The sequence below is a fragment of the Longispora albida DSM 44784 genome (assembly GCF_000379825.1).
GTDB classification, from domain to species: domain Bacteria; phylum Actinomycetota; class Actinomycetes; order Mycobacteriales; family Micromonosporaceae; genus Longispora; species Longispora albida.
Genome location: NZ_KB903818.1, coordinates 51,839 through 73,230, shown reverse-complemented (window position 1 = coordinate 73,230; position 21,392 = coordinate 51,839). Strand labels below are relative to the sequence as shown.

20 protein-coding genes are annotated in these 21,392 nt (G+C 69.0%); 6 read left to right on the top strand and 14 right to left on the bottom strand.

The genetic code is table 11. The features are described from left to right. Positions 1 to 87: 87 nt before the first annotated feature. Positions 88 to 951 carry a diacylglycerol kinase family protein gene (locus A3G1_RS0111210; RefSeq protein ID WP_018349564.1) on the top strand — a complete coding sequence of 288 codons (864 nt, stop codon included), beginning with the start codon at positions 88 to 90 and terminating at the stop codon, positions 949 to 951. Between the two features lie 161 nt (positions 952 to 1,112). On the opposite strand, the gene A3G1_RS0111205 is transcribed toward A3G1_RS0111210, so the two are convergent. From A3G1_RS0111205 to A3G1_RS0111185, 5 genes are all read right to left on the bottom strand, one after another. Next, positions 1,113 to 1,523: a DUF3151 domain-containing protein gene (locus A3G1_RS0111205; protein ID WP_018349563.1), complete on the bottom strand. Its 411-nt coding sequence runs from the start codon at positions 1,521 to 1,523 to the stop codon at positions 1,113 to 1,115. A 189-nt stretch (positions 1,524 to 1,712) separates the two neighbouring features. Then, a complete protein-coding gene (locus tag A3G1_RS0111200) occupies positions 1,713 to 2,831 on the bottom strand; it encodes an LOG family protein (RefSeq protein ID WP_018349562.1) in 1,119 nt (372 codons plus the stop codon). A gap of 19 nt (positions 2,832 to 2,850) precedes the next feature. Beyond that, on the bottom strand, positions 2,851 to 3,699 hold the full coding sequence (locus tag A3G1_RS0111195; RefSeq protein WP_018349561.1) for a hypothetical protein: 849 nt from the start codon (positions 3,697 to 3,699) through the stop codon (positions 2,851 to 2,853). A 10-nt stretch (positions 3,700 to 3,709) separates the two neighbouring features. Then, positions 3,710 to 4,243: an RNA polymerase sigma factor gene (locus A3G1_RS0111190; RefSeq protein ID WP_245563480.1), complete on the bottom strand. Its 534-nt coding sequence runs from the start codon at positions 4,241 to 4,243 to the stop codon at positions 3,710 to 3,712. 119 nt (positions 4,244 to 4,362) lie between these two features. Next, positions 4,363 to 4,545 carry a hypothetical protein gene (locus tag A3G1_RS0111185; RefSeq protein WP_018349559.1) on the bottom strand — a complete coding sequence of 61 codons (183 nt, stop codon included), beginning with the start codon at positions 4,543 to 4,545 and terminating at the stop codon, positions 4,363 to 4,365. Positions 4,546 to 4,647: 102 nt separating this feature from the next. On the opposite strand from A3G1_RS0111185, the gene fbaA reads away from it, so the two are divergent. Together fbaA and A3G1_RS0111175 are read left to right on the top strand one after the other, a co-directional pair. After that, a complete protein-coding gene (gene fbaA, locus A3G1_RS0111180; RefSeq protein ID WP_018349558.1) occupies positions 4,648 to 5,673 on the top strand; it encodes a class II fructose-bisphosphate aldolase in 1,026 nt (341 codons plus the stop codon). Positions 5,674 to 5,822: 149 nt separating this feature from the next. Then, entirely contained in the window at positions 5,823 to 6,548 is a 726-nt protein-coding gene (locus A3G1_RS0111175; RefSeq protein WP_018349557.1) for a VTT domain-containing protein, read from the top strand. A 208-nt stretch (positions 6,549 to 6,756) separates the two neighbouring features. Here A3G1_RS0111175 and A3G1_RS0111170 read toward each other — a convergent pair whose 3' ends face one another. The 5 genes from A3G1_RS0111170 to clpB form a co-directional block, all read right to left on the bottom strand. Continuing rightward, positions 6,757 to 7,134, bottom strand: coding sequence for an ArsR/SmtB family transcription factor (locus tag A3G1_RS0111170; protein WP_026212033.1), 378 nt, complete (start codon positions 7,132 to 7,134; stop codon positions 6,757 to 6,759). A gap of 204 nt (positions 7,135 to 7,338) precedes the next feature. Beyond that, positions 7,339 to 7,863 (bottom strand): orotate phosphoribosyltransferase, encoded by a 525-nt coding sequence (gene pyrE / locus A3G1_RS0111165; RefSeq protein ID WP_018349555.1) that lies wholly within the window; start codon positions 7,861 to 7,863, stop codon positions 7,339 to 7,341. A 10-nt stretch (positions 7,864 to 7,873) separates the two neighbouring features. After that, entirely contained in the window at positions 7,874 to 8,653 is a 780-nt protein-coding gene (locus A3G1_RS0111160; RefSeq protein ID WP_018349554.1) for an SDR family NAD(P)-dependent oxidoreductase, read from the bottom strand. A 55-nt stretch (positions 8,654 to 8,708) separates the two neighbouring features. Continuing rightward, positions 8,709 to 9,311: a hypothetical protein gene (locus tag A3G1_RS34305; protein ID WP_157641059.1), complete on the bottom strand. Its 603-nt coding sequence runs from the start codon at positions 9,309 to 9,311 to the stop codon at positions 8,709 to 8,711. Between the two features lie 53 nt (positions 9,312 to 9,364). After that, complete coding sequence (clpB, locus tag A3G1_RS0111150) at positions 9,365 to 11,965, bottom strand: ATP-dependent chaperone ClpB (RefSeq protein ID WP_018349552.1); 2,601 nt, start codon at positions 11,963 to 11,965, stop codon at positions 9,365 to 9,367. 75 nt (positions 11,966 to 12,040) lie between these two features. Here clpB and A3G1_RS0111145 point away from each other — a divergent pair, with 75 nt between their 5' ends. From A3G1_RS0111145 to A3G1_RS0111135, 3 genes are all read left to right on the top strand, one after another. Then, the gene (locus tag A3G1_RS0111145) at positions 12,041 to 12,784 is read left to right on the top strand and encodes an SDR family NAD(P)-dependent oxidoreductase (RefSeq protein WP_018349551.1); all 744 of its coding nucleotides are present in this window, start codon (positions 12,041 to 12,043) and stop codon (positions 12,782 to 12,784) included. A 152-nt stretch (positions 12,785 to 12,936) separates the two neighbouring features. Continuing rightward, a complete protein-coding gene (locus tag A3G1_RS0111140; RefSeq protein WP_083936863.1) occupies positions 12,937 to 15,429 on the top strand; it encodes an FG-GAP repeat domain-containing protein in 2,493 nt (830 codons plus the stop codon). A gap of 125 nt (positions 15,430 to 15,554) precedes the next feature. Continuing rightward, the gene (locus tag A3G1_RS0111135; protein ID WP_083936862.1) at positions 15,555 to 18,017 is read left to right on the top strand and encodes an FG-GAP-like repeat-containing protein; all 2,463 of its coding nucleotides are present in this window, start codon (positions 15,555 to 15,557) and stop codon (positions 18,015 to 18,017) included. Positions 18,018 to 18,089: 72 nt separating this feature from the next. Here A3G1_RS0111135 and A3G1_RS0111130 read toward each other — a convergent pair whose 3' ends face one another. From A3G1_RS0111130 to A3G1_RS0111115, 4 genes are all read right to left on the bottom strand, one after another. Continuing rightward, positions 18,090 to 18,593, bottom strand: a complete 504-nt coding sequence (locus A3G1_RS0111130) for a hypothetical protein (protein WP_018349550.1) — start codon at positions 18,591 to 18,593, stop codon at positions 18,090 to 18,092. Positions 18,594 to 18,769: 176 nt separating this feature from the next. Beyond that, complete coding sequence (locus A3G1_RS0111125; RefSeq protein WP_018349549.1) at positions 18,770 to 19,165, bottom strand: RidA family protein; 396 nt, start codon at positions 19,163 to 19,165, stop codon at positions 18,770 to 18,772. Positions 19,166 to 19,182: 17 nt separating this feature from the next. Further along, complete coding sequence (locus A3G1_RS0111120) at positions 19,183 to 20,412, bottom strand: hypothetical protein (protein ID WP_157641058.1); 1,230 nt, start codon at positions 20,410 to 20,412, stop codon at positions 19,183 to 19,185. Positions 20,413 to 20,423: 11 nt separating this feature from the next. After that, positions 20,424 to 21,332, bottom strand: a complete 909-nt coding sequence (locus tag A3G1_RS0111115; protein WP_026212030.1) for a fructosamine kinase family protein — start codon at positions 21,330 to 21,332, stop codon at positions 20,424 to 20,426. Positions 21,333 to 21,392 lie beyond the last annotated feature (60 nt).

Sequence of the window (21,392 nt, the reverse complement as noted above, 5' to 3'; positions counted from 1 at the left end):
GTCCGCTCCTCACACGCGCCCGGCCCACCCGGCAGAGCCCAAGCTGCGGATGAAAGGCTAACCCACGGAGAACGAAAGGGGGCCCGGGTGAGCGAGGTCGTGATTCTCACGCTGGGTGACGGCGCGGGTGGATGCTGCGGTGACGGCGGCTGTGGTACGCGGACGCCGGTGCTGCACTGCCAGGACGCGCTGCGCGAGGCAGGTGCCGACGTGACGCTGGTCACGGCGAGTTCGGACGCCGAGATCGACGCGACGTTCGAGGGCGGCAAACGGCTGATCGTCGCCGTGAGCACGGATGGTGAGCTCCGGGCCGTTCTCCGGCGGCTCGTGAAACGGTACGCGCCCCCGCCCGGCCAGCGCACCGCCGAGCTCGCCACGGACCGTACGGTGCCCGACCTGCCGCCGGTCGGCGTGCTGCCCCTGGACGCTTCGCCGCTCGTCGAGCTGCTGGGCCTGCCGAAGGATCCGGCGGAGGTGGCCGCGGCCGTGGTCAGGGGTACGACGCGCCGGCTCGACCTGCTGCGTACGGACGCCGGGTCGGTCACGGTGAACGGTGCGCTGCTCGGTACCGCCGACGCCGCGGGCCGCGCCGTCCCGTGGCAGGGCCGGGTGGAGGTCGACGACGTCATCCTGTCCTCGGGCGACGAGCCGATCCTTGCCGCGACCGTCGCGAACGCCGCCGGCTATGCGACGTTCGACGGCCTGGCCCTGTCGCCCGGCGCCGTACCCGACGACGGCCTGCTGGACGTGGCCATCGCCGTCCCGGTCACAGAGAAGGGCCTGTTCCGGAAGCCGAAGCAGCGGATCGAGGTCCGCCGCGCCCGTGGCCGCGCGGTGGGCGTCACCCCCCGGGACGGCAAGCTCCCGTACCTGGACGACGGCGTAGCAGGCGAGATCCCCAAACGCCGCAACTGGTGGATGGAACGCGCCGCCTGGGCCGTCTACGTCTGACCCCCAGTACACCCAAAAGATCTTGATCTAACGCTCTTGATCTAACGCGCGGTGGCCCGCTGAGCGGAAATCTGACAAGCGAAACGAAAGCCCGTGTACTGGTTTGTACACGGGCTTTTGTTTCGCGCAGCTCAGATTTTCGCTCAGCGGGTCGGCACTACCTACCCGGTTAGCGCATCTCCGGCTGCTGGGTCACAGTCGCGGAGGAACTGGGCGCAGCGTGCCGCTTCCTCCACCTCCCCGATCGCGTCGGCCGCCCGGCCGAGGGCGTGGAGGCAGCGCAGGAAGCCCTGGTTGGGCTCGTGGTTCCACGGCACGTGGCCGGTGCCGCGCCAGCCGGCCTTGCGGAGCTGGTCGAGGCCGCGGTGGTAGCCGGTGCGGGCGTACGCGTAGGAGGCGACGACGTCGCCGGCCGCGTATGCCCGGTCGGCGAGGGCTGCCCACGCCGCGCTGTACGCGGGGAACTGCGCTGCTGCGGCAGCCGGGTCATCGGCGGCGGCGGCCAGCGCGGCTGCTGGAGCTTCCTCGACGTCGAGCAGAGTGGGTGGCGGCTCAGGCATGAGGTTCTTCATGCGCTTATTCTCCGGTACCCGCGTTGGCCGAACGGATGAGACCTGCATCACGCGGATGGCGCTGGGGGAATCCACCGGCCGGCCGGTAACGCACACGGGGCTCAAGGCGATACAAATATAACTCCGGAGCCTCCCCAGGACCGGTTCGCAGCCCGGCGTTCCGACAGTGACGCCGGGCTGCTTCTTATCTCACACAGGGACGGCGCCCGCCGTAATCACCGATACGGCTTCGTCAATGTCGTCAGTGACGTGCACCAGCCCGGAGAGATCGCCGGCCGGGGACTTGGCGAGCAGGTCGCGGAGCAGTTGAGGTGCTGCGACGCCGTCTGTCCAGTAGTGACGGTCGAGGAAGACGAAGGGGCCGCTGGGGCCGTCGGTCGTGTAGAAAGTCTTGGTCGCGGCCTGGAACACTTCCTGTACCGTTCCGGCCTTACCTGGCGCGAACACGATTCCGCCCCGCGAAAGACGCAAGATCACGTCTTCGCGCAACGCGTTCGAGAAGTACTTCGCGATCTTCCCGGCGAACAAGTTGGCCGGTTCATGACCGTACAACCACGTGGGAATGGCCAGTCCGCCACTCACGGAAGAATTCTGGGCCCTGACTTCCAAAGCGATTTTGGTGTACCGGTCGTGATCGCGGAAATCCGGTGCGGTGGCGAGTGTCGCGATCGCCCGGTCGAGGTCACCGTCCACCAGGTATGAACCCAGGTTCGCCGCTTCCATCACGCCCGGCCCGCCGCCCGTCACGATCAGGCAGCCCTGCTGGGTGAGCCGCTGCCCGATCCGGGCCGCCAGCAGGTACCCGCTCGTGCCGCGCTGCTCGCTGTGGCCGCCCATCACGCCGACGACGGGGCCGCCGCTGGTCGCGCGCCACTCGGCCATCGCCTCGCCGAGCGCGTTGTCGATGCCCGAGTCGTGCAGCCGCTGGGCGAGCGCGGTCCGGACGTCCGGTGTGGCCCCGCCCTGCTTGACGAAGTGCCGGTACACGACGGTGTCGTACATCCCGTCGAATCCGCCCTCCGCGAACCCGTCCGCGAGATCGTCCGCTGTGTACAGCAGGCCGGGATGGGCGAGGAACGGCGCGTCCGGGAACACCGGTATGACGTCAGCGCCCCGCCGCATCAGCTCCGCGGCGTCCTCCCGCCCGCCGAACGCGCATCCGACGAACAACGTGCCGGTCAGGCTGACCTCGCCGAGGTCCACACCGGTCAGATCGAGACCCTGGAGAGTCAGCCCGTCCAGGCTGCCGCGCCGCACGTGCGGGGCGAGTTCGTCCAGGGTCTCGATCTCGTCAGGGCTGTAGGCCATACCTGATCCTACGTTCGGTTCAGCAGGCCGTGGTCCCCGCGCACATCCTCGACGCCGCCTTCTTCGACAGTCCGGCCAGCGCGTCCTGCTCACCGCTCCAGGCCAGGTCCGCGACCAGGTCCCCCTGCTTGATCAGGGCGTGGAACATCGTCCCGGACGGCGTCGTCCACCGGAGCATCACCGAGTCCTGCCCGGCGAACCCGCTGCCGACCTTGTCCAGGAAGTAGCCGGGTTCGAAGGTGCATTTCCCGGCGAAGTCGCGCCAGTAGTCCATGAAGATCTTCGCGTTCCCCGGCTTGAACTCCTCGATGTACTCGTCGATCACCGTCTCGCCGCCGGCCGTGACCATCGTCTGGCGCAGGGACCGCCCCGTGGTCCTCCAGAGACGGGTCTGCATGGGCTTGCACACAAGATTGGCGTAGTTGAGGTGGTCCTCACCGGAGCCGCTGTAGTCGTACACCACGGTGTATCCGGATCCCGCGTCCGACAGCTGGAGGCTGGCCAGCGCGGGCAGCTCATCGCTACCGGCGCCCTGGCTGCTTGACGGGACGGGCTGGGGCGGGTTGGTGTTCCACTGGTAGACGCCGCTCGCCGAGGGCCGGGGCCTGGGTGCGGATGCCGACGAGGGCGCGCCGGCCGGCAGGGAACCGGAGTCGCCGGGGCTGGCGAGTACCGCCGTCACCCCGCCGAACATCGCCAGGCCGGCCACGGCCGCGACGATCGTGTTGCGCCGGGTACGGCGGCGACCGGCGGCGGCGACGGTCGCCACGGCCGGGGCCGCGAACCCGAGCGGGGCGGAGTCGCGGTAGGACATGAGGGCCGGCAGCACGGCGAGTTCCTGCTCGGCGTCCGGGGTCTGGTCGTTCACTGGCACTCCTTCAGGCATCGGCGAGCAGGCTGGCGAGCTGGGTCCGGCCGCGTGACAGCCAGGACAGGACGGTTCCCCTCGGTACACCCAGATCCGAGGCGATGTCTGCGACCGAGAGGTCGGCGATGTAGTGCAGGACAACGGCCTGCCGGTGCTTCTCGGGGATCTGCCGGAGCGCCGCGATCAGCGCCACGTTGTCGGGGCCGAGCGCTCCGGTGGAAGGCTCCGTGCGGCTCGCGCGCCGCAGCCAGTTGTTGTGGCTGATCAGGCGGCGCCACCGGCTGGTGGCCAGGTTCCACGCCACTCTGCGGACCCACGACACCGGGTCCTCGTAGCGGCCGATGCTGGCCCACTTCTGCCAGGCGCGCAGCAGCGCCTCCTGGACGATGTCCTCGGCTTCCGCCGGATCACCCAGGTACGCGCTCAGCTGGGCGGCGAGCCGGCCGTAGCTGGCGTGGTAGAAGTCGGCGTAGGTCATGGCCTCCGGGCCGGGCGGGCTGTCGTCATCCTGTGCCGCGGTTTCCGGTTCGGCGAGTCTGCGCACCAGCACTCCCCCTCGTGTCCTGCTCCCGCACCGGGTTGGTGTGGGTCAGCAACTAAGACACGCGGCAGGTCGAGTACTTATTGCGCGCGGTTTTCCAAGATCACGTAAGGCCGCTCCGGCTAGCGGTAGTCCTCGTCCTCGTCGCCGGGTAGCACCTGGGCCTGCTCGACAGCGTCGGCCTCCGGGGTCTCCGGCCCGATCACCGGCCCGGCGCCCGGTACCGGTTCGGCTTCCTCCGGCTCGGGGGCGAGTTCGGCCTCCTGTTCGAGCAGGTCGGCCTCTGGTACTTCTTCGGCTCGCATAATCCCACCGTACGGGCCGGGCGCACGGCCCGTACGGCTCTGCGGAATACTCCGGGTAGGGACAGCGCGGTCTCGCGTGTGAAACTAGACAAAGGAGCAGTAATGCCCATCGCTTCTCCCGAGGTGTACGCCGAGATGCTCGACCGCGCCAAGACCGGCGCGTTCGCGTACCCCGCGATCAACGTGAGTTCCTCGCAGACCCTGAACGCCGCGCTGCGCGGGTTCGCCGAGGCCGAGAGTGACGGCATCATCCAGGTCTCGACCGGTGGCGCCGAGTACCTGTCCGGCCCGACGGTGAAGGACATGGTCTCCGGCAGCGTCGCGTTCGCCGCGTACGCGCACGAGGTCGCGAAGAACTACAACGTCAACATCGCGCTGCACACCGACCACTGCCCGAAGGACAAGCTGGACGGCTTCGTCCGGCCGCTGATCGCCATCTCGCAGGAGCGGGTGAACAAGGGTGAGAACCCGCTGTTCCAGTCGCACATGTGGGACGGCTCGGCCGTGCCGCTGACCGAGAACCTGCAGATCGCCGAGGAGCTGCTGGCCCTGGCCGCCGCCGCGAAGATCATCCTCGAGGTCGAGATCGGCGTCGTGGGCGGCGAGGAAGACGGTGTCGTCGGCGCGATCGACGACAAGCTGTACACGACCGTGGCTGACGGCCTGGCCACCGCCGCCGCGCTCGGCGTGGGCGAGAAGGGCCGCTACATGGCCGCCCTGACCTTCGGCAACGTGCACGGCGTGTACAAGCCGGGCAACGTGAAGCTCCGCCCGGAGATCCTGAAGGAGATCCAGGAGGCCGTCGGCGCCAAGTACGGCAAGGACAAGCCGTTCGACCTGGTGTTCCACGGAGGCTCCGGCTCGCTGCTGTCCGAGATCCGTGACGCGGTGGACTTCGGTGTCGTGAAGATGAACATCGACACCGACACCCAGTACGCCTTCACCCGGCCCGTCGCCGCGCACATGTTCGGCAACTACGACGGCGTGCTGAAGGTCGACGGCGAGGTCGGCAACAAGAAGCAGTACGACCCGCGTGCCTGGGGCAAGTCGGCCGAGGCCGGCATGGCAGCCCGGGTCGCCGAGGCGTGCGAGCACCTGCGGTCGACGGGCACCACCCTCGCCAAGTAACGCCCGGCACAAGCAGCCAGGCGAAAAGCCCCCGGAGAGCTGGCTCCCGGGGGCTTTTCCCTGCCCTGACCAGGGTGTCCGTCCTCGCGGGGAGAGCGGCGTCACACGCGCTCGCGAGGCACACAGGCCTTCCAGGTAGCCTCGGTGCCGTGAACCTCGCAGACAAAGCGCGCACCGTGCTCGACGGCATCGCCTTCAACCCGCTGAACGCCAAGGACTGGCTGCTGGCGCTGGGTCCGTTCGCCATGGTCGGCGTCTGGGCGATCATGTTCGCCGAGACCGGCCTGCTGGTCGGGTTCTTCCTGCCCGGCGACTCGCTGCTCTTCCTGGCGGGTGTCGCGGCCTCCGAGGTCGCGATGGAGATCGTCGGGACGAAGATCTCCCTGACCGGCCTGCTGATCGGCGCGCCGATCTGCGCGATCGTCGGCGCCCAGCTCGGGCACTTCATGGGCGCCAAGTACGGCAAGAAGCTCTTCGAGAACCCGAAGGGCCGGCTGTTCAAGAAGCTGTTCAAGCCGGAGTACGTCGAGAAGGCCGAGTACTACTTCCAGAAGTTCGGCCCGGCGAAGGCCGTCGTGCTCGCCAGGTTCATCCCGTTCGTGCGGACCTTCCTGAACCCGGTCGCCGGGATGCTGGGCATGCCGGCCAGGCAGTTCCTGCTGTGGAACATCATCGGCGGCATCCTGTGGACGGACGGGATCATCCTCGCCGGGTACCTGCTGGCCAAGAAGATCCTCGACATCATCCCGCCAGAGAAGATCGACCGTTACATCCTGCCGGCAGTTTTCGTCATCGTCTTCATCTCGATGATCCCCATTTTCGTGGAGGCCATCAAGAATTACGTCGTGAAGCGGCGGGCCCGGGCGAACGTCTGAGAATTGTCAGAGAAACGTCCGAGCTATTCGGACGGTCGCCGGCCGCAAACGCACGGCAACGGCAAGGCCTACGGCACGTAGGAAAAAGAAGGGGCACCCGATGACGGGTGCCCCTTCTTACTGTCGTGCGTTGCTGCCTTGCCGCTGTGGTGCCGCGTCTCGGTGCCGTCTGGCTGTGCGGGCAGTCAGGACGGCGGGCGCAGGCAGGCTAGCGGGTCTTGCGGCCGCCACGCTTGCGCGGCGGGGTGAGCAGCTCTGCGACCGCGCCGATGGCGGACGGCACGAGCCGGTAGAAGGCCCACACGCCCCGCTTCTCACGCTCGAGGAGCTGAGCCTCGGTGAGAATGCGCAGGTGGTGGGACACGGTCGGCTGGCTCAGGCCCAGCGGAGCAGTCAGGTCGCAGACGCAGGCCTCACCGTCCGGCGAGGACTGGATCAGGCTCAGCAGCCGCAGCCGGGCCGGGTCGGCGAGCGCCTTCAGCACGCCGGCCAGGCGCTCGGCGTCGGCACGCTCCATCGGCTCACCGGTCAGCGGCGACAGGTTCGGCATCATTTTCTCGGCCACGGCGGCACCCACGTACCTCATCCTTCCAACACTACTATTGAATCGAATAGATATTTACAAGTCCGGATCAGCGGCTTCCCGTAGAAGGATGCCACGTGCAGCGCTCCTCGGCCCTGTGTGTCGGCTCACGCCCACCGTCATGGCTAACGATTGTCAGCCGATAGGTTGACGGCCTAGCTCTCAGGAAACATCGTAAACCACCGATCCGGGGCAAGTGCCAGCGGATCAGGACAAGCCCAGCTCTTCCAGGCGGTAAGCGAACCGGTACGGCAAGCCGGCCTCACGGACCGTCGTCGCGCCCCGGTCCACAATCACCACAACACCCACCACTTCGGCGCCTGCCTCGCGGGCGGCCTCGACGGCGGTCATCGGGCTGTTGCCGGTGGTCGAGGTGTCCTCGACGATCAGGACGCGGCGGCCCTTGATCGACGGGCCCTCGATCCGCTGCTGCATGCCGTGCTTCTTGGTCTCCTTGCGGACGACGAAAGCGTCGACCGGCCGGCCCGGCGCGTGCATCACGGCGCTGGCGACCGGGTCGGCGCCGAGGGTCAGGCCGCCGACGGCGTCGTAGTCCCAGTCGGCGGTCAGCTCACGCAGCACCCTGCCCACCAGCGGGCCGGCGGCGGAGTGCAGGGAGATCCGGCGCAGGTCGAGGTAGTAGTCGGACTCCAGGCCGGAGGACAACACCACCTTGCCGTGCACGACGGCCAGATCCTTGATCAGCTTCAGCAGGTCGTCACGGTCGGTCATAGTGACGAGCTTACGTACCCGCCTGACGGCCCTTCCCCCGGGTGTCCCCTGCCAGGCGATACATGAGAGTCGACGGCAGGTGGCGGAGCAGCAGGACCGAGAACTTGTACTTCACGCTCGGTATCGAAACGAGTTTGCCCCGGCGCAGGTCGCGCAGGCCGTCGCGGACAACGTCGACTGCGGACAGCCACAGCCAGCCCGGCTGGCCCTTCTTCGAGATCCCGGCCCGGTCGTGGAACTCGGTGTGCGTGAAGCCCGGGCACAGCGCCATGACCCGGACGCCCCTCTTGCGCACGGACAAGGCGATCGACTGGCTGAAGTTGGTCACCCAGGCCTTGCTGGCCGAGTAGGTCGAGCCGGGCGCCAGCACGCCGAAGCCGGCCACGGACGAAACGTTGATCACATCTCCGGAGCCGCGTTCGACCATGACGGGCAGCGCGGCGTGGGTCAGGCGGAGGACCGCCTCGACGTTCAGCCGCAGGAGGCGCTGCTCCTCGGCGTAGTCCACCTTCGTGAAGGCGGTGTTCAGGCCGATGCCGGCATTGTTGACCAGCAGGTCAACACCCTGTGCGACCCGGTCGGCCACTACTGTCAGCCCCTGCTCGGATGCCAGGTCAGCGGGCAGAACCTCAACATCGACTGTGTACTGTCCCCTGAGGTCTGCCGCGAACGCCTCCAGCCGGGCCGCGTCCCTGGCGACGAGAACCAGGTCATACCGGCCGGCCGCGAGCTGCCGGGCGAACTCGGCGCCGATGCCGGCCGTGGCGCCGGTGACAAGAGCAGTGGGCACGCCCCAAGGTAGCGTGCCCACTGGTTACTTACTAGTACTTCCCGGATCGGGATATTTAGAACTGCTGGCCCGGCGGGATGAACTGCGGCTCCGGCGGGGTCTTGCGGAAGTAGTCGTTGGCTGCGGGGAGCGCCAGCGTGATGATCGCGCCGATCAGGCAGAGCAGGCCGAGCACCATCGCGCCCATCGTCACCGGCTGGTACCAGGACGGGTACGCCTCGGCGACCCGCTCAGCGGCGGCCTTCGAAGCCTCGTCGCCACCGAAGCCGCCACCGGCCGCGGCACCGAAGATGCCACAGGCGCAGCACAGGGTACCGATGCCGGCCAGGACCCACGTGGTGATCCGGGAACCGTTGGAGCCCTTGAGGTTGAAGAAGGCGAGAACGAGGAAGCCGAGCGCCGCCACCAGGTTCAGGATCAGCGAGACGACCTGGATCGCCTTCACCAGGTCGAGCGCGGCGTCGCCGTTCGGGATGTCCTTGTAGGCGTCCTCCATCGTCTGGTTGACGGCGTCGGTCGTGCCCACCAGTGCGGCCACCGTGTTCACGAGCAGCAGGGCGACGAACGCGACCAGCAGCGCGGAGGAGACCGTCACGACGGCGGGGCGCACCTTCGGGGCCGGGCCCGGCTGCGCGGGAAACGCGGGAAACTCAGTCATGCAAGCACCGTAACCGCACAGCCAGGCCGTTGGACCCCCCTCGGGAAGGATCGTCACTCCTTCCGCAGGACGACCAGCCTTTCCACTCCGGAGCCGAGCCCGGAGTCCACCTCGACCGTGTCGCCGTCGCGCAGGTCGCCGGCCAGGAGCTTGCGGGCGAGCTGGTCGCCGATCGCCGACTGGACGAGCCGGCGCAGCGGGCGGGCGCCGTAGAGCGGGTCGAAACCGTGCTCGGCCAGCCAGGTACGGGCGGCGTCGGTGACCTCCAGGGTCAGCCGCCGGTCGGCGAGCCTGCGGGCCAGCGCGCCGAGCTGGATATCCACAATCGACTTCAGCTCGGCCATCGACAGCGCGTGGAAGACCACGATGTCGTCCAGGCGGTTCACGAACTCGGGCTTGAACGAGGTGCGGACGGCCGCCATCACCTCGTTCCTGCGCTGTTCCTCGCTGAGCAGCGGGTCGGCGATCGCGTGCGAGCCCAGGTTCGACGTGAGGATCAGGATCGTGTTGCGGAAGTCGACGGTGCGGCCCTGGCCGTCGGTGAGCCTGCCGTCGTCGAGGACCTGGAGCAGGATGTCGAACACGTCCTGGTGCGCCTTCTCCACCTCGTCCAGCAGGACCACGCTGTACGGGCGGCGGCGGACGGCCTCGGTGAGCTGCCCGCCCTGCTCGTACCCGACGTAGCCGGGCGGGGCGCCGACCAGCCGCGCGACGGAGTGCTTCTCCCCGTACTCGGACATGTCGATGCGGATCATCGCCCGCTCGTCGTCGAACAGGAACGCCGCGAGCGCCTTGGCCAGCTCGGTCTTGCCGACGCCGGTCGGGCCGAGGAAGAGGAAGCTGCCGGTGGGCCGGTCGGGGTCGGCGATACCGGCCCGGGAGCGGCGTACGGCGTCGCTGACCGCCTGCACGGCCTCCGGCTGGCCGATGACCCGGCCCGCCAGCTCGTCCTCCATGCGCAGCAGCTTGGCGGTCTCGCCCTCCAGCATCCGCCCGGCCGGGATGCCCGTCCACGCGGAGATGACCTCGGCGATGTCGTCGGGTGACACCTCCTCCTTCAGCATCGCGCCGCCGCGCTGGAGGTTGGCCAGTTCCGCCTCGGCCCCGGCGAGCTTGCGTTCCAGGTCGGGGATGCGGCCGTAGCGGAGCTCGGCGGCGCGGCCCAGGTCGGAGTCGCGCTCGGCCCGGTCGGCCGCCATGCGCAGATCCTCCAGTTCCTCCTTGGCCTCGGAGATCGCCGTGATGTGGGCCTTCTCGTTGCGCCAGCGGTCGCCGAGCACCGCCAGCTGCTCCCGGCGGTCGGCCAGCTCCTGGCGGAGCCGTTCGAGCCGCTCGGCGCTGGCCGGGTCCGGCTCCTTCTCCAGCGCCATCTCCTCGATCTCCAGCCGCCGGACCGTCCGCTCGATCTCGTCCACCTCGACCGGGCGCGAGTCGATCTCCATCCGCAGCCGGGACGCCGCCTCGTCGACGAGGTCGATGGCCTTGTCCGGCAGGAAACGATCGGTGATGTACCTGTCGGACAGCGTCGCAGCCGCGACCAGCGCCGCATCGGTGATCCGCACGCCGTGGTGGACCTCGTAGCGTTCCTTCAGCCCGCGCAGGATGCCGATCGTGTCCTCGGCGCTGGGCTCCCCTACCACCACCGGCTGGAACCGGCGCTCGAGTGCCGGGTCCTTCTCGATGTGCTCGCGGTACTCGTCCAGCGTTGTCGCGCCGACCATGCGCAGCTCGCCGCGCGCCAGCATCGGCTTGAGCATGTTGCCGGCGTCCATCGAGCCCTCGGCCTTGCCGGCCCCGACCACGGTGTGCAGCTCGTCGAGGAACGTGATCACCTGGCCGTCGCTGGCCTTGATCTCCTCCAGCACGGACTTGAGCCGTTCCTCGAACTGCCCGCGGTAGGAGGCGCCGGCCACCATCGCGCCCAGGTCGAGGCTGACCAGCCGCTTGTCCTTGAGGCTGTCGGGGACGTCGCCGGCCACGATCCGCTGGGCGAGGCCCTCGACGATCGCCGTCTTGCCGACGCCGGGCTCCCCGATCAGTACCGGATTGTTCTTGGTCCGCCGGGACAGCACCTGGATGACCCGGCGGATCTCGGCGTCGCGGCCGATCACGGGGTCGACCTTGCCGTCGCGTGCCTTGGCCGTGAGGTCGAGGCCGTACTTCTCCAGCGCCTGGAAGGTCTGCTCCGGGTCGGGGGTCGTCACCCGGCGGTCACCGCCCCTGATCTGCGGAAACGCCTCGATGAGCTGGTCGGAACCTGCGCCTGCGCCCTTGAGCACCGCCGAGACGTCGCCGCCGAGCTGGGCCAGGCCGGCCAGCAGGTGCTCCGTGGAGACGTAGTCGTCGCCGAGGGAGCTGGCGACGTGCTCGGCGGCGTTGAGCGCGTTGACCACCTCGCGGGACATGCTCGGCTCGGCGATCGTCGTGCCGCTGGCGGAGGGCATCCGCTCCAGGGTCCGCGCGGCAGCCCTGCGCACGTCGGCACCGTTGGCCCCGACCGCGCGCAGCAGGGCCGGGGCTGTGGAGCCGCCGGTGTCGAGCAGGGCGAGGAGCAGGTGCCACGGCTCGACGATGGCGTGGCCGCGCTGGGTGGCGTCGGTGATCGCCGCGGAGATGACTTCCCGGCTCTTGGTCGTCAGGCGCTCGGCATTCATGAGTTGAGCGTAGCGGACTCAACTCTGTCCGGCTAAGCCCTCGCGGTGAGCACTCCGACGTTCTAGGGTGAGCTGATGTCCACCTGTCTGGTTACCGGAGCCGGCCGGGGCATCGGCCGCGCCGTCGCCGTCGCCCTCTCCGCCGCGGGGCACCGGGTCGCCCTGACCGCCCGCAACGCCGGCGAGCTCGCCGAGACCGCGGCGCTGTGCTCCGGGGAGACGCTCGTCGTACCCGCCGACATCACGACAGCCGTCGACGAGGTGTTCGGCAAGGTCGAGGCGGCTTTCGGGCCGGTGGAGATCCTGGTGGCCAACGCCGGCGGGGCCTCGTCCGCGCCGATCGCCAGGATCACGGATGACGAGTGGCAGGCCATGCTCGACCTGAACCTGACCGCACCGTTCCGGTGCGTCCGGCGCGCCGTACCGGGCATGGTGGCGGCGGGACACGGCCGGATCGTCGTGATCGCCTCGGTGGCGAGCAAGGTGGGCGAGCCCTACATCGCGGCGTACACGGCTGCCAAGCACGGGGTGCTGGGCCTCGTCCGGTCGGCGGCCGCCGAGCTGGCGAGGACGGGCGTCACGGTGAACGCCGTGTGCCCCGGGTACGTGGACACGCCGATGACGGAGCAGAGCGTCGCCGGGATCGCCGAGAAGACGGGCCGGACGGCGGAGGAAGCCCGCCAGCTCCTCGCCCGCAAGCAGCCGACCGGCAAGCTGATCACAGTGGACGAGGTGGCGGCCGCCGTCCTGTACTGCGTGGGCAACGGTGCCGTCACGGGCCAGGGGCTCAATGTGGACGGCGGGGCACTCCAGTCCTGATCAGAGTCCACACTAGATCGATGGGATTGCGGCTTTCAGCAGGGAAAACGCGGCCGGGTTCTCGCAGGTAGTTCGCGCTACCGTGACCGCGATGTAATCAGAGATCTCTATCATCGCCTCATTTGCACGACACTCAACGGGGCGAAGGTGCGATGAGAGCACTCAGAATGTCGATGGCCGCTGCCGTTCTCGCCACTGGCCTGGTGCCAGCCACAGCACACGCGCAGGCAGCCGGATCCACCCTCTACGTCGACAACACGGCCAGCAACTGCGCGGACGGCGGGCCCGGAACGCAGGAGCAGCCGTTCTGCCAGGTCCAGTCGGCCGCGTACGTGGTTCAGCCCGGGCAGACAGTCCGGATCAAATCCACCATTCCCTCGTACCAGAGCGTGCTGTTCACCCGGTCGGGCACGCCTGAGGCGCCGATCAGGTTCACAGTGGACGGCGACGAGCCGTACATGACGTTCTACATCGCGGGGTCCGGCGGGACGGCGGTGCGGTTCGAGCCTGGTCTGCACGACGTGCAGGTCAACGGGCTCCACGCCGGCGGGTCGAACCCGATCAGCTTCGCGGGCACCCAGTCCGTCACCCTCGACCGCTCGTACGCCGACGTCCCCCTCGACGTGGCCGACGGCAGCAGGGTCACCATCCAGCGGACCTTCGCGGAGCGGGGCATCCGGGTCGGCAAGGCCACCGACACGATCCTGTCCACGAACCGGGTGCGCGGCCAGTACACCCCTGCGGGTGTCTCCTCGGCCATCGTGCTCGACGGCGCGACCGGGACGGCGGTCACCAGCAACACGATCCACGCCTCGCCGGGCGGGGTGCTGGTCACCGGAGGGTCGACCGGTACCCGGCTGACCAACAACTACTTCGGCCCGTACTCGCAGGATCCCAGCAAGCCACTGGTCGAGGTGGCCGCAACGAGCACCGCCACCACGACGGCCAGCCACAGCGCGTTCGGCACGTACAACAAGCCCGCCGTCCTGTACAGCTGGGGCGGCACCAGCTACGGGACGATCGCGGCCTTCCAGACGGCCACCGGCCAGGGCGCCGCGGACCTCACCGAGAACGTGTCGGACAGCGTGCCCCGGGCCAGCAACAACCTGCCGATCGAGCTGGTCGACTCCGCGGACGCCACGGCGCCCGGCCAGCTCGACACCGACATCAGGGGCAACAAGCGGCTCCGGTTCCCGAGCAAGGCCGTCGCCGACCCGAGCTTCCACGACCGGGGCGCCGTCGAGCGGTACGCCTACCTGCCGTGGAACACGGGCAACTTCGGCCCCGTCAGTTCCGCCGACCGTATGACAGGCCAGTGGGGCGGAGTGCGTGTCCGTGCGGAATGGGGCGCGGCCCGGGTCACAGCCACCTTCCACTGGGGCGACGGCACCACGTCGAAGACCCACGCCGACCTGCCGCCGCTGGCCGCTGGCCACAACAGCCAGGAACTGGCCATGCCCGGGGCCGTGCACCGGTACCAGGTGCCGGGGCTCTACCAGACCAGCGTCGAGTTCTCGATCGACGGCATTCCGGACCCCGAGTACCCCTTCACCAACCTGATGAGCCAGTTCTCCGCCCCGGCGGCTGACACGACGCTACCCCCGTCGCCGTACAAGGCCGACGGCAGCCAGCTCAAGGCGGACTTCGACGGCGACGGCCGTGACGACATCGCGCTCTGGGAGGACCTGCCGAACGCGTTCCAGGTCCGGCTGCTGAAGGCGCGGCAGGGCGGTGCGCTGACCGAGACCAAGGAAGCGTGGACCGGCGGGATGCAGTGGTACGGCCGGGTCCGGCAGATCACGGCCGGTGACTTCAACGGCGACGGGAAGGCCGAGCTGGGCATCCTCTTCGGACAGCCCAGCGGGCACACCGCGTTCTACACGTTGTCCTACAACGCCGGCACCGGCAGGTTCGACCAGCCGGTACTGCGCTGGGATGCCCCGTACTGGGGCACCGGCACCAGGTACGTCTCCGCCGGCGACTTCAACGGCGACGGGAAGACCGACCTGGCGCTGTACTACCAGTACGACGCGTCCAAGGTCGCCGTGTTCACGCTCAACGGCAACGCCGACGGCTCGCTGACCGGTTTCACGCAGCAGTGGGAGGCCCCGTACTGGGGCAGCGGCACCCAGCAGCTCGCGGCCGGTGACTTCAACGGCGACGGCAAGTCGGAACTCGCGCTCTTCTACTCCTACGGCGGCAGCCACGTCGCGGTCTTCACGCTCGAACCCGGCACCTCCGGCAAGCTCGACAAGCTGACGACCCGGTGGAACGCGCCGTACTGGGGTGCGGGCACGAAGTTCGTCCAGGCGGGCAACTTCTCCGCCGACAAGAAGACCGACCTCGTGCTGTTCTACGACTACGGCAACAGCCACGTCACCGCGTTCTCGCTGACGGCGACGGACGCGGGGAGCACGCTCAACGGGCTCGGCACCCTCTGGAACAACGCGCAGTGGGGGACGGGAACCCGCTTCGTCATGGCGGGCAACTACTCCACGCCAGGCGGGCGCTCCGACTTCGTGATGCTCTACAACTACGGCAACGGGCTGTGGAACCTCATGATGCTCAGCCCGGACTCCAGCTACGGCGTCCCGTGGGTCAACTGGGCAGTCGCCGAGAACGAGCAGATCAAGACCGGCGTGTAGCCAGCCGCACGAACACCGGCCGTCGTCCCGCACCGGGACGGCGGCCGGTGCCGTTTCCGTGATCTCCCTGTGATCCGTGATCCCTATCGTCAGTGCGTTTACAGGTACTCACGGGGTCAGGTGCTATGAGAACGCTCAGGTTCTCGATGGCCGCTGCCGTACTCGCCGCCGGCCTCGCGCCGGTTGCGGCACACGCGCAGGCCGTCGAACCCATTCTGTACGTCAACAGGTCTGGCAACTGCTCCGACACCGGTACCGGTGAGCAGTGGCGGCCGTTCTGCACGATCCAGAAGGCGGCAGATGTCGTCCAGCCCGGACAGACGGTGCACATCTCGTCCGAGATCTACAGCGAGGGGCTGACGTTCGGCCGGTCGGGCACCCCGGAAGCTCCGATCCGGTTCGAGGCGACGAGCGTCGTGAACATCCTCCCGCCGGTGGGTTACAAGGTCACGTTCGCTCAGGGACTGCACGACGTGCAGTTCGCCGGGCTCCGGTTCGCCGACGAGAGCAAGGCCCCGGCTTCGCTCAGCCTGGCTGGTACGAACTCGCTCCTGTTCGAGCGCGGTGCCTTCGACTTCTCGGTCCTGGACATCTCGAACGCGAGCCGGATCACCATCCAGCGCAGCCGGCTCTACAACGCGGTGACTGTCGGTACCGGCGCCAGCGACGTCGTCCTGTCCACCAACCTCATGACGGGTTCGTGGCGCCCCGGGCAGCCCGCTGCCGTCCCGACGCTGACCGTCAGCGGGGCTGTCCGCACCGTAATCACCAGTAACACGATGAAGCGCGAGCACTCCGGAGTGCTGGTGTCGGGTGGTGCAGCCGACACCCGGTTCACGAACAACTACTTCCTGCCCCGGTACGCCGGCGGCGCGTCAGTCCATCCGGTGGTCGAGGTGGCCGCAGGCGCCACGGCGAGCACGAAGATCAATTACTCGGCGTTCGGCCTGGCTGACGGCACCAAGCTGCTCTACCGCTGGGGCGGCACCGACTACCTGACCCTGGCCGGGTTCCACAGCGCCACCGGGCAGGGCACGGCCGACGTCTCCGAGAACATGACCATCGCCGAGCGGGAGGGCATGTCCTTCACGCCGATCGAACTGGTGGACTCCGCTGACGCCGGCGCGCCGGGGCAGCTCGCTGTCGACTTCGACGGACGCCGGCGGATCCGCAACCCTGGAAAGAGCAACCCGGGTCCAAGCGTGCACGACCGGGGTGCCTACGAGAGCTACCCAGAGATCAGGGTGAACGGGCCGGAGCTGTCCGCCGCCGATACGCCGGACGGGCTGACGGCCGTGTGGAAGGACATCACCTACTCCTCGTCGTGGGGCGGCATCAAGGCCCAGGCGACGTACACGTGGAGCGATGGCGCGGTCGAGACCGAGCTGATCGACCTGCCACCCGTGACCGGCCGGTGGGTGAAGGGCGTGCTGAAGCCGGTTACGCACCGCTTCGGCTACCCCGGCATGAACGTTGTGGAACTGACGCTCACCCTGCCCGGCCAGCCAGTCACACCGGTGAAGCAGAGCCAGCTCGTCTATGTCCCAGCCCTCACCTCGGTGCCCGTCCGCTTCACCCCCGACACGAGCCAGGTCGAGGCCGACTTCGACGGTGACGGCCATGACGACCTCCTGACCTGGGAGTCCCAGACTCGCGGGGAGGGATGGTTCCTCCACAAGGGATCCGATGGCACGATCACTCCGGCGCTGGAACCAGCGTGGCTGGCGTATTGCTGGAACGCTTCCGCCATGCACCTCACCGCCGGGGACTTCGACGGCAACGGCACTCCGGAACTCGGCATCCTCTTCCAGCGCACCAACGGCTACGCCGGGTTTTACACCTTCGCCTTCAACAAGGCGACCGGGAAGTTCGACGAGCCGAAGCTGCGCTGGGAGGCTCCGTACTGGGGCACCGGCACGAAGTACGTCTCGACCGGCGACTTCAACGGCGACGGCCGGGCTGACCTGGCGCTGTTCTACAGCTACGGCGGCAGCCACGTCTCGGTCTTCACGCTCAACGGCAACGCCGACGGCTCGCTTGGCGGGTTCAAGCAGCAGTGGAATGCCCCGCAGTGGGGCGGCGGTACGCAGTCGATGACGGCCGGGGACTTCAACGGCGACGGCAAGTCCGACCTCGCGCTGTTCTACAGCTACGGCGGGAGTCATGTCGCCGTGTTCACCCTCGATGGCGGCAAGATCGCGCAGCGGTGGAACGCGCCCCACTGGGGCGGCGGCACCAAGTTCGTCCAGGCCGGGAACTTCGCGGGTGATGGAAAGACCGATCTCACGTTGTTCTACGACTACGGCAAGGGGCACGTCACCGTGTTCTCACTGGCCGCTGGCGACGGCGGTACGTTCACCGAACTGAGCACTATCTGGGATGGCGCTGTGTGGGGTGCCGGTACCCGGGCTATCCGGGCCGGGAACTACACCACGAAGACCGGGCGGGCTGACATCGTGCTGCTCTACAAGTACGACGACAGCACCAGCGCCTTGTTCAGGATCAGCCCCGCCCAGACCGGAAAGTATTCCGGCCCGAAGGCGTTGTGGAACTCGGTTAACTGGCAGCAGCCGTGGGCCATTCTGTAGGCAGGAACTAGCCACACCGGCCGCTGTGTCCCCCCGTTGGGCACGGCGGCCGGTGTGGTGTCGGGGGGCCGGTCAGCAGCCGGGGTCGATCGTGCCGAGGCTGGACGGGGCTTTCGCCGCGCCTGGGGAAAGCCGCCAGGCCGCGACCATGTCCACGCCGGACGTCCGGGGCAGGGCCAGCGTGACTTGGCCGTCAGGGAGCTGGCTTTCCGTGGTGGCCGTCAGGCTCGGGCCGCCGCCCCAGGCGAGCAGATGCCAGCCGGGCGGGTTCCGCCAGGTCATCGTGGGGGTGCACGCCGGCTTGTCCTCGCGGGATCGCCAGCTGACGTGGAGGAACGCGATGCGGTCGCCTTCGCTGACGGTCAGGGTGCGCCCGGACTTGTCCCGGAACCAGGATTCTGCCTTCGCCCATTGTGGACTTCCGGCTGTGTGCTCGAAGACCTGCCTGCTGTTGGCGTGGGCGTTCCTGGCCTTCGTGCGCTTGTCGGGGAAAGCCCGTTGCAGCGAATAGAACGCGACGGTCAGAGCACCACAGAGCACGGCGGCTGGCAGGCCGATCCGCCAGACATTCCGCATGCGGGACAAGGAGAACCCCCGTTCGAGATACACGACAACGACTCGCGGCCGTCGTGATCACGGGGATGCCCCACAGAGTACAAGATGGATCTCTGGTTGTGGGGGTTGGCTATTGATCTTGATCTAGGGCGAGGTGGCTCGCTGAGGGCGGATCTGGCAAGCGTCCAGATTCGTTCTCAGCGGGTCGGCACCACAGCGATGGCTTCGATTTCGACGAGAGCCTCGATGTCCCAGAGGCGGGAGATGCCGATGCCTGCCGCCGCCGGGTAGTCGCGGCCCGCGAGGCGCTTCCAGACCTGGCCGATGGCTGCGGCGTTGGCCTTGTAGTCCTCCATGTCGACGATGTAGATCGTGACCTTGGCGAGCTGGTCCGGGGTGCCGCCGGCGGCGCGGAGCGCGGTGAGCAGGTTGCCGAGGGCCTGCTCGAACTGCTCGACCACCCCGCCAGAAATGATCTTGCCTTCGGCGTCGAGGGCGGTCTGGCCCGCGAGGAAGACGTACCGGCCCTCGGCGGCCACCGCGTGCGAGAAGCCGCTCGGCTTGGCCAGCTCTGCGGGGTTGATGCGCTCCATCACGTCTCCTTGGTCGGTCAGGCCCTGCGGGGCTGACGGTAGGCGATGAAGGCCGCCGCTGCCAGCGGGAGCAGGCAGAGGATCACCCAGTGCCTCGCCATGCCGCTGGCCGTGCCCTCGGTCAGGGCCGCCAGGACGTGGAGGCCCTGGCTGAGCTTGCTGCCGGCGAGGACGGCGACGGCGAGCAGGCCGCCGGTGAGGAGTGCGGTGCTGCGGTTCACGCTGGCCAGGCCTGCGCCGAGGGACAGGCCTGCCCCGATGGCGACGGCGATGAGCAGCCACATCGCGAACCGGGGCTTGCCGCCGACGTCGAGGATGCCGAGCAGGCCGAGCAGGGCCAGCCCCGGGCCGATCATGGCTGCCCAGCGGCGGGCGGGCACGGAGAGCCGGAGGGCTGCGGCGACCGCGAGCGCCCCGGCCAGGCCGGCCACCGCGAACGGGAGGCTGATCTCCTTCGTGTACTCGGTGACCGCCAGGATCCGGGTGAGGACGTAGCCGGTACCCACGAGGACGAAGCCGGTGACGAGCACCCCGGCGAGGGCCGGGCCGGCCACGCGGAGCGACGCGTAGACGGTGTAGGCGACCAGGGCGGCGAGGACGGCGTAGAGGGCGGTGAGCTCGGCGGCCTTCACCGGGTACTGGGGCTGGATGATCGGGCTCACGATGGCGAGGATGGCCAGCCCGCCGAGCCACTGGAAGAGGCTGCCGGAGCCGGGGTCACGTGGCCGCCTGCCGAGCGAGCTGAACGGCACGGGCACGAGGCTGGCCAGGAAGCCGGCCAGGCCGATCCAGATGTAGATCTCGATGCCGGTGTACCGCTGGAGGTAGGCCATCCCGATCGGCGCGAACAGCAGCGCGGCACCCCACACGCCCGACAGCAGGAGTGCGGCCGGCCTGCGGGTCTTGGCGAGCGGAGCGACGGCGTAGGGCAGCACCGCGCCCAGGCCGACGGCGGCCAGCCCGTGCGGGACGCCGAGATCCTTGAGGTTGACCAGCCACGAGGCACCGGAGTAGTTCATGCCGGCGAAGAGGGCCGTGGTCAGGCCGAGGGAGGCGGTCAGCGTCCAGCGGCCGAGGCCACGGCGGGCCAGCCAGGCGCCGAGCAGCGGGCCGAGCAGGGCGGTCGCCAGCGGCCAGGTCAGGCCCGAGCGCCAGTCGGCCGTCACGGCGGCGGCGAGCATATACACGCCCATCACCACCGTGCCGAGCACGGTCACGCCCAGCGCCAGGTCTCGTAGCTGCCTCATGGCGGCTGAGGCTACAGGTAGTGGCCGGCGGCGCGCAGCACAGCGCTGCGGTACCGGGAGCCGAACAGCGCGGTGTGGGCGAGCAGCAGGTACAGCTGGTGGAGGGGCACGCGTTCCTTCCAGCCCGGCTCCAGCGGCCAGGTCTCGTCGTAGGCCTCCAGGATCCGTGGCAGGTACGGCGCGCCGCCGAACAGGTGCAGCGTGGCCAGGTCGGTCTCGCGGTGCCCGCCGTGCGCCGCCGGGTCGATCAGCCAGGCCCGGTCGCGCAGCCCCCAGACCACGTTGCCGGGCCACAGGTCGCCGTGCAGGCGGGCCGGCGGCTCGTCGGGTACCTCGATGCGGATCCGCTCGATCTGCGTGCCCTCCTCCGCCGTCAGGCCGCCGTTGTCGACGGAGAGCCTGACGAGCGGGGCGAGCCGGTGGGCCCGGTACCAGTCGGCCCACGAGTCGCCCGGGGTGTTGTCGAGCGGCAGGAAGCCGAGGTATCCGTCCTCGGCGGCTCCGAAGTGGCTGGCGCCTGCCCGGTGGGTGGTGGCCAGCTCGTGGCCGAGGCGCTCGGCGGCGGCCAGGGTCGGCTGGCCGTGCTCGATCCACTCCATGAGCAGCAGGTCGTCGGTGGCGGCGATCAGCTCGGGGATGCGCGCGCCGTGCTGGCGGGTGTGCCCGGCTGCCTCACGCAGCCAGCGCAGCCCGCGCGCCTCCGCGGCGAAGAAGCCGGGTGGCGGCGGGATCGTGTCCTGGGTCGGTGCCGCGGACACTCCGCCCGGCCAGGTCTTGAGCAGCAGGTCGGACCCGTCGTCCAGGGTGATCCGCTCGGCGGTACAGATCGATCCCCCTGATACCGGGGTGGTGCGAAGCCGCTGGTGAGCCAGGAAGGTCAGCAGCAGATGCGGGTTCGCCCGTAGGTACTCCAGGTCCACATCGGCCATTGTGGCCCAGGGAGACCCCCGAGGGGAGTTTCCGGGGCCTTCCGGATGTCG

Bases quoted from the DNA above. Each gene is read 5' to 3' on its own strand.
- A3G1_RS0111205 (WP_018349563.1), bottom strand. From the start codon at position 1,523: ATGAAGAACCTCATGCCTGAGCCGCCACCCACTCTGCTCGACGTCGAG.
- A3G1_RS0111200 (WP_018349562.1), bottom strand. From the start codon at position 2,831: ATGGCCTACAGCCCTGACGAGATCGAGACCCTGGACGAACTCGCCCCG.
- A3G1_RS0111185 (WP_018349559.1), bottom strand. From the start codon at position 4,545: ATGCGAGCCGAAGAAGTACCAGAGGCCGACCTGCTCGAACAGGAGGCC.
- fbaA (WP_018349558.1), top strand. From the start codon at position 4,648: ATGCCCATCGCTTCTCCCGAGGTGTACGCCGAGATGCTCGACCGCGCC.
- A3G1_RS0111170 (WP_026212033.1), bottom strand. From the start codon at position 7,134: ATGAGGTACGTGGGTGCCGCCGTGGCCGAGAAAATGATGCCGAACCTG.
- pyrE (WP_018349555.1), bottom strand. From the start codon at position 7,863: ATGACCGACCGTGACGACCTGCTGAAGCTGATCAAGGATCTGGCCGTC.
- A3G1_RS34305 (WP_157641059.1), bottom strand. From the start codon at position 9,311: ATGACTGAGTTTCCCGCGTTTCCCGCGCAGCCGGGCCCGGCCCCGAAG.
- clpB (WP_018349552.1), bottom strand. From the start codon at position 11,965: ATGAATGCCGAGCGCCTGACGACCAAGAGCCGGGAAGTCATCTCCGCG.
- A3G1_RS0111145 (WP_018349551.1), top strand. From the start codon at position 12,041: ATGTCCACCTGTCTGGTTACCGGAGCCGGCCGGGGCATCGGCCGCGCC.
- A3G1_RS0111140 (WP_083936863.1), top strand. From the start codon at position 12,937: ATGAGAGCACTCAGAATGTCGATGGCCGCTGCCGTTCTCGCCACTGGC.
- A3G1_RS0111135 (WP_083936862.1), top strand. From the start codon at position 15,555: ATGAGAACGCTCAGGTTCTCGATGGCCGCTGCCGTACTCGCCGCCGGC.
- A3G1_RS0111130 (WP_018349550.1), bottom strand. From the start codon at position 18,593: ATGCGGAATGTCTGGCGGATCGGCCTGCCAGCCGCCGTGCTCTGTGGT.
- A3G1_RS0111125 (WP_018349549.1), bottom strand. From the start codon at position 19,165: ATGGAGCGCATCAACCCCGCAGAGCTGGCCAAGCCGAGCGGCTTCTCG.
- A3G1_RS0111120 (WP_157641058.1), bottom strand. From the start codon at position 20,412: ATGAGGCAGCTACGAGACCTGGCGCTGGGCGTGACCGTGCTCGGCACG.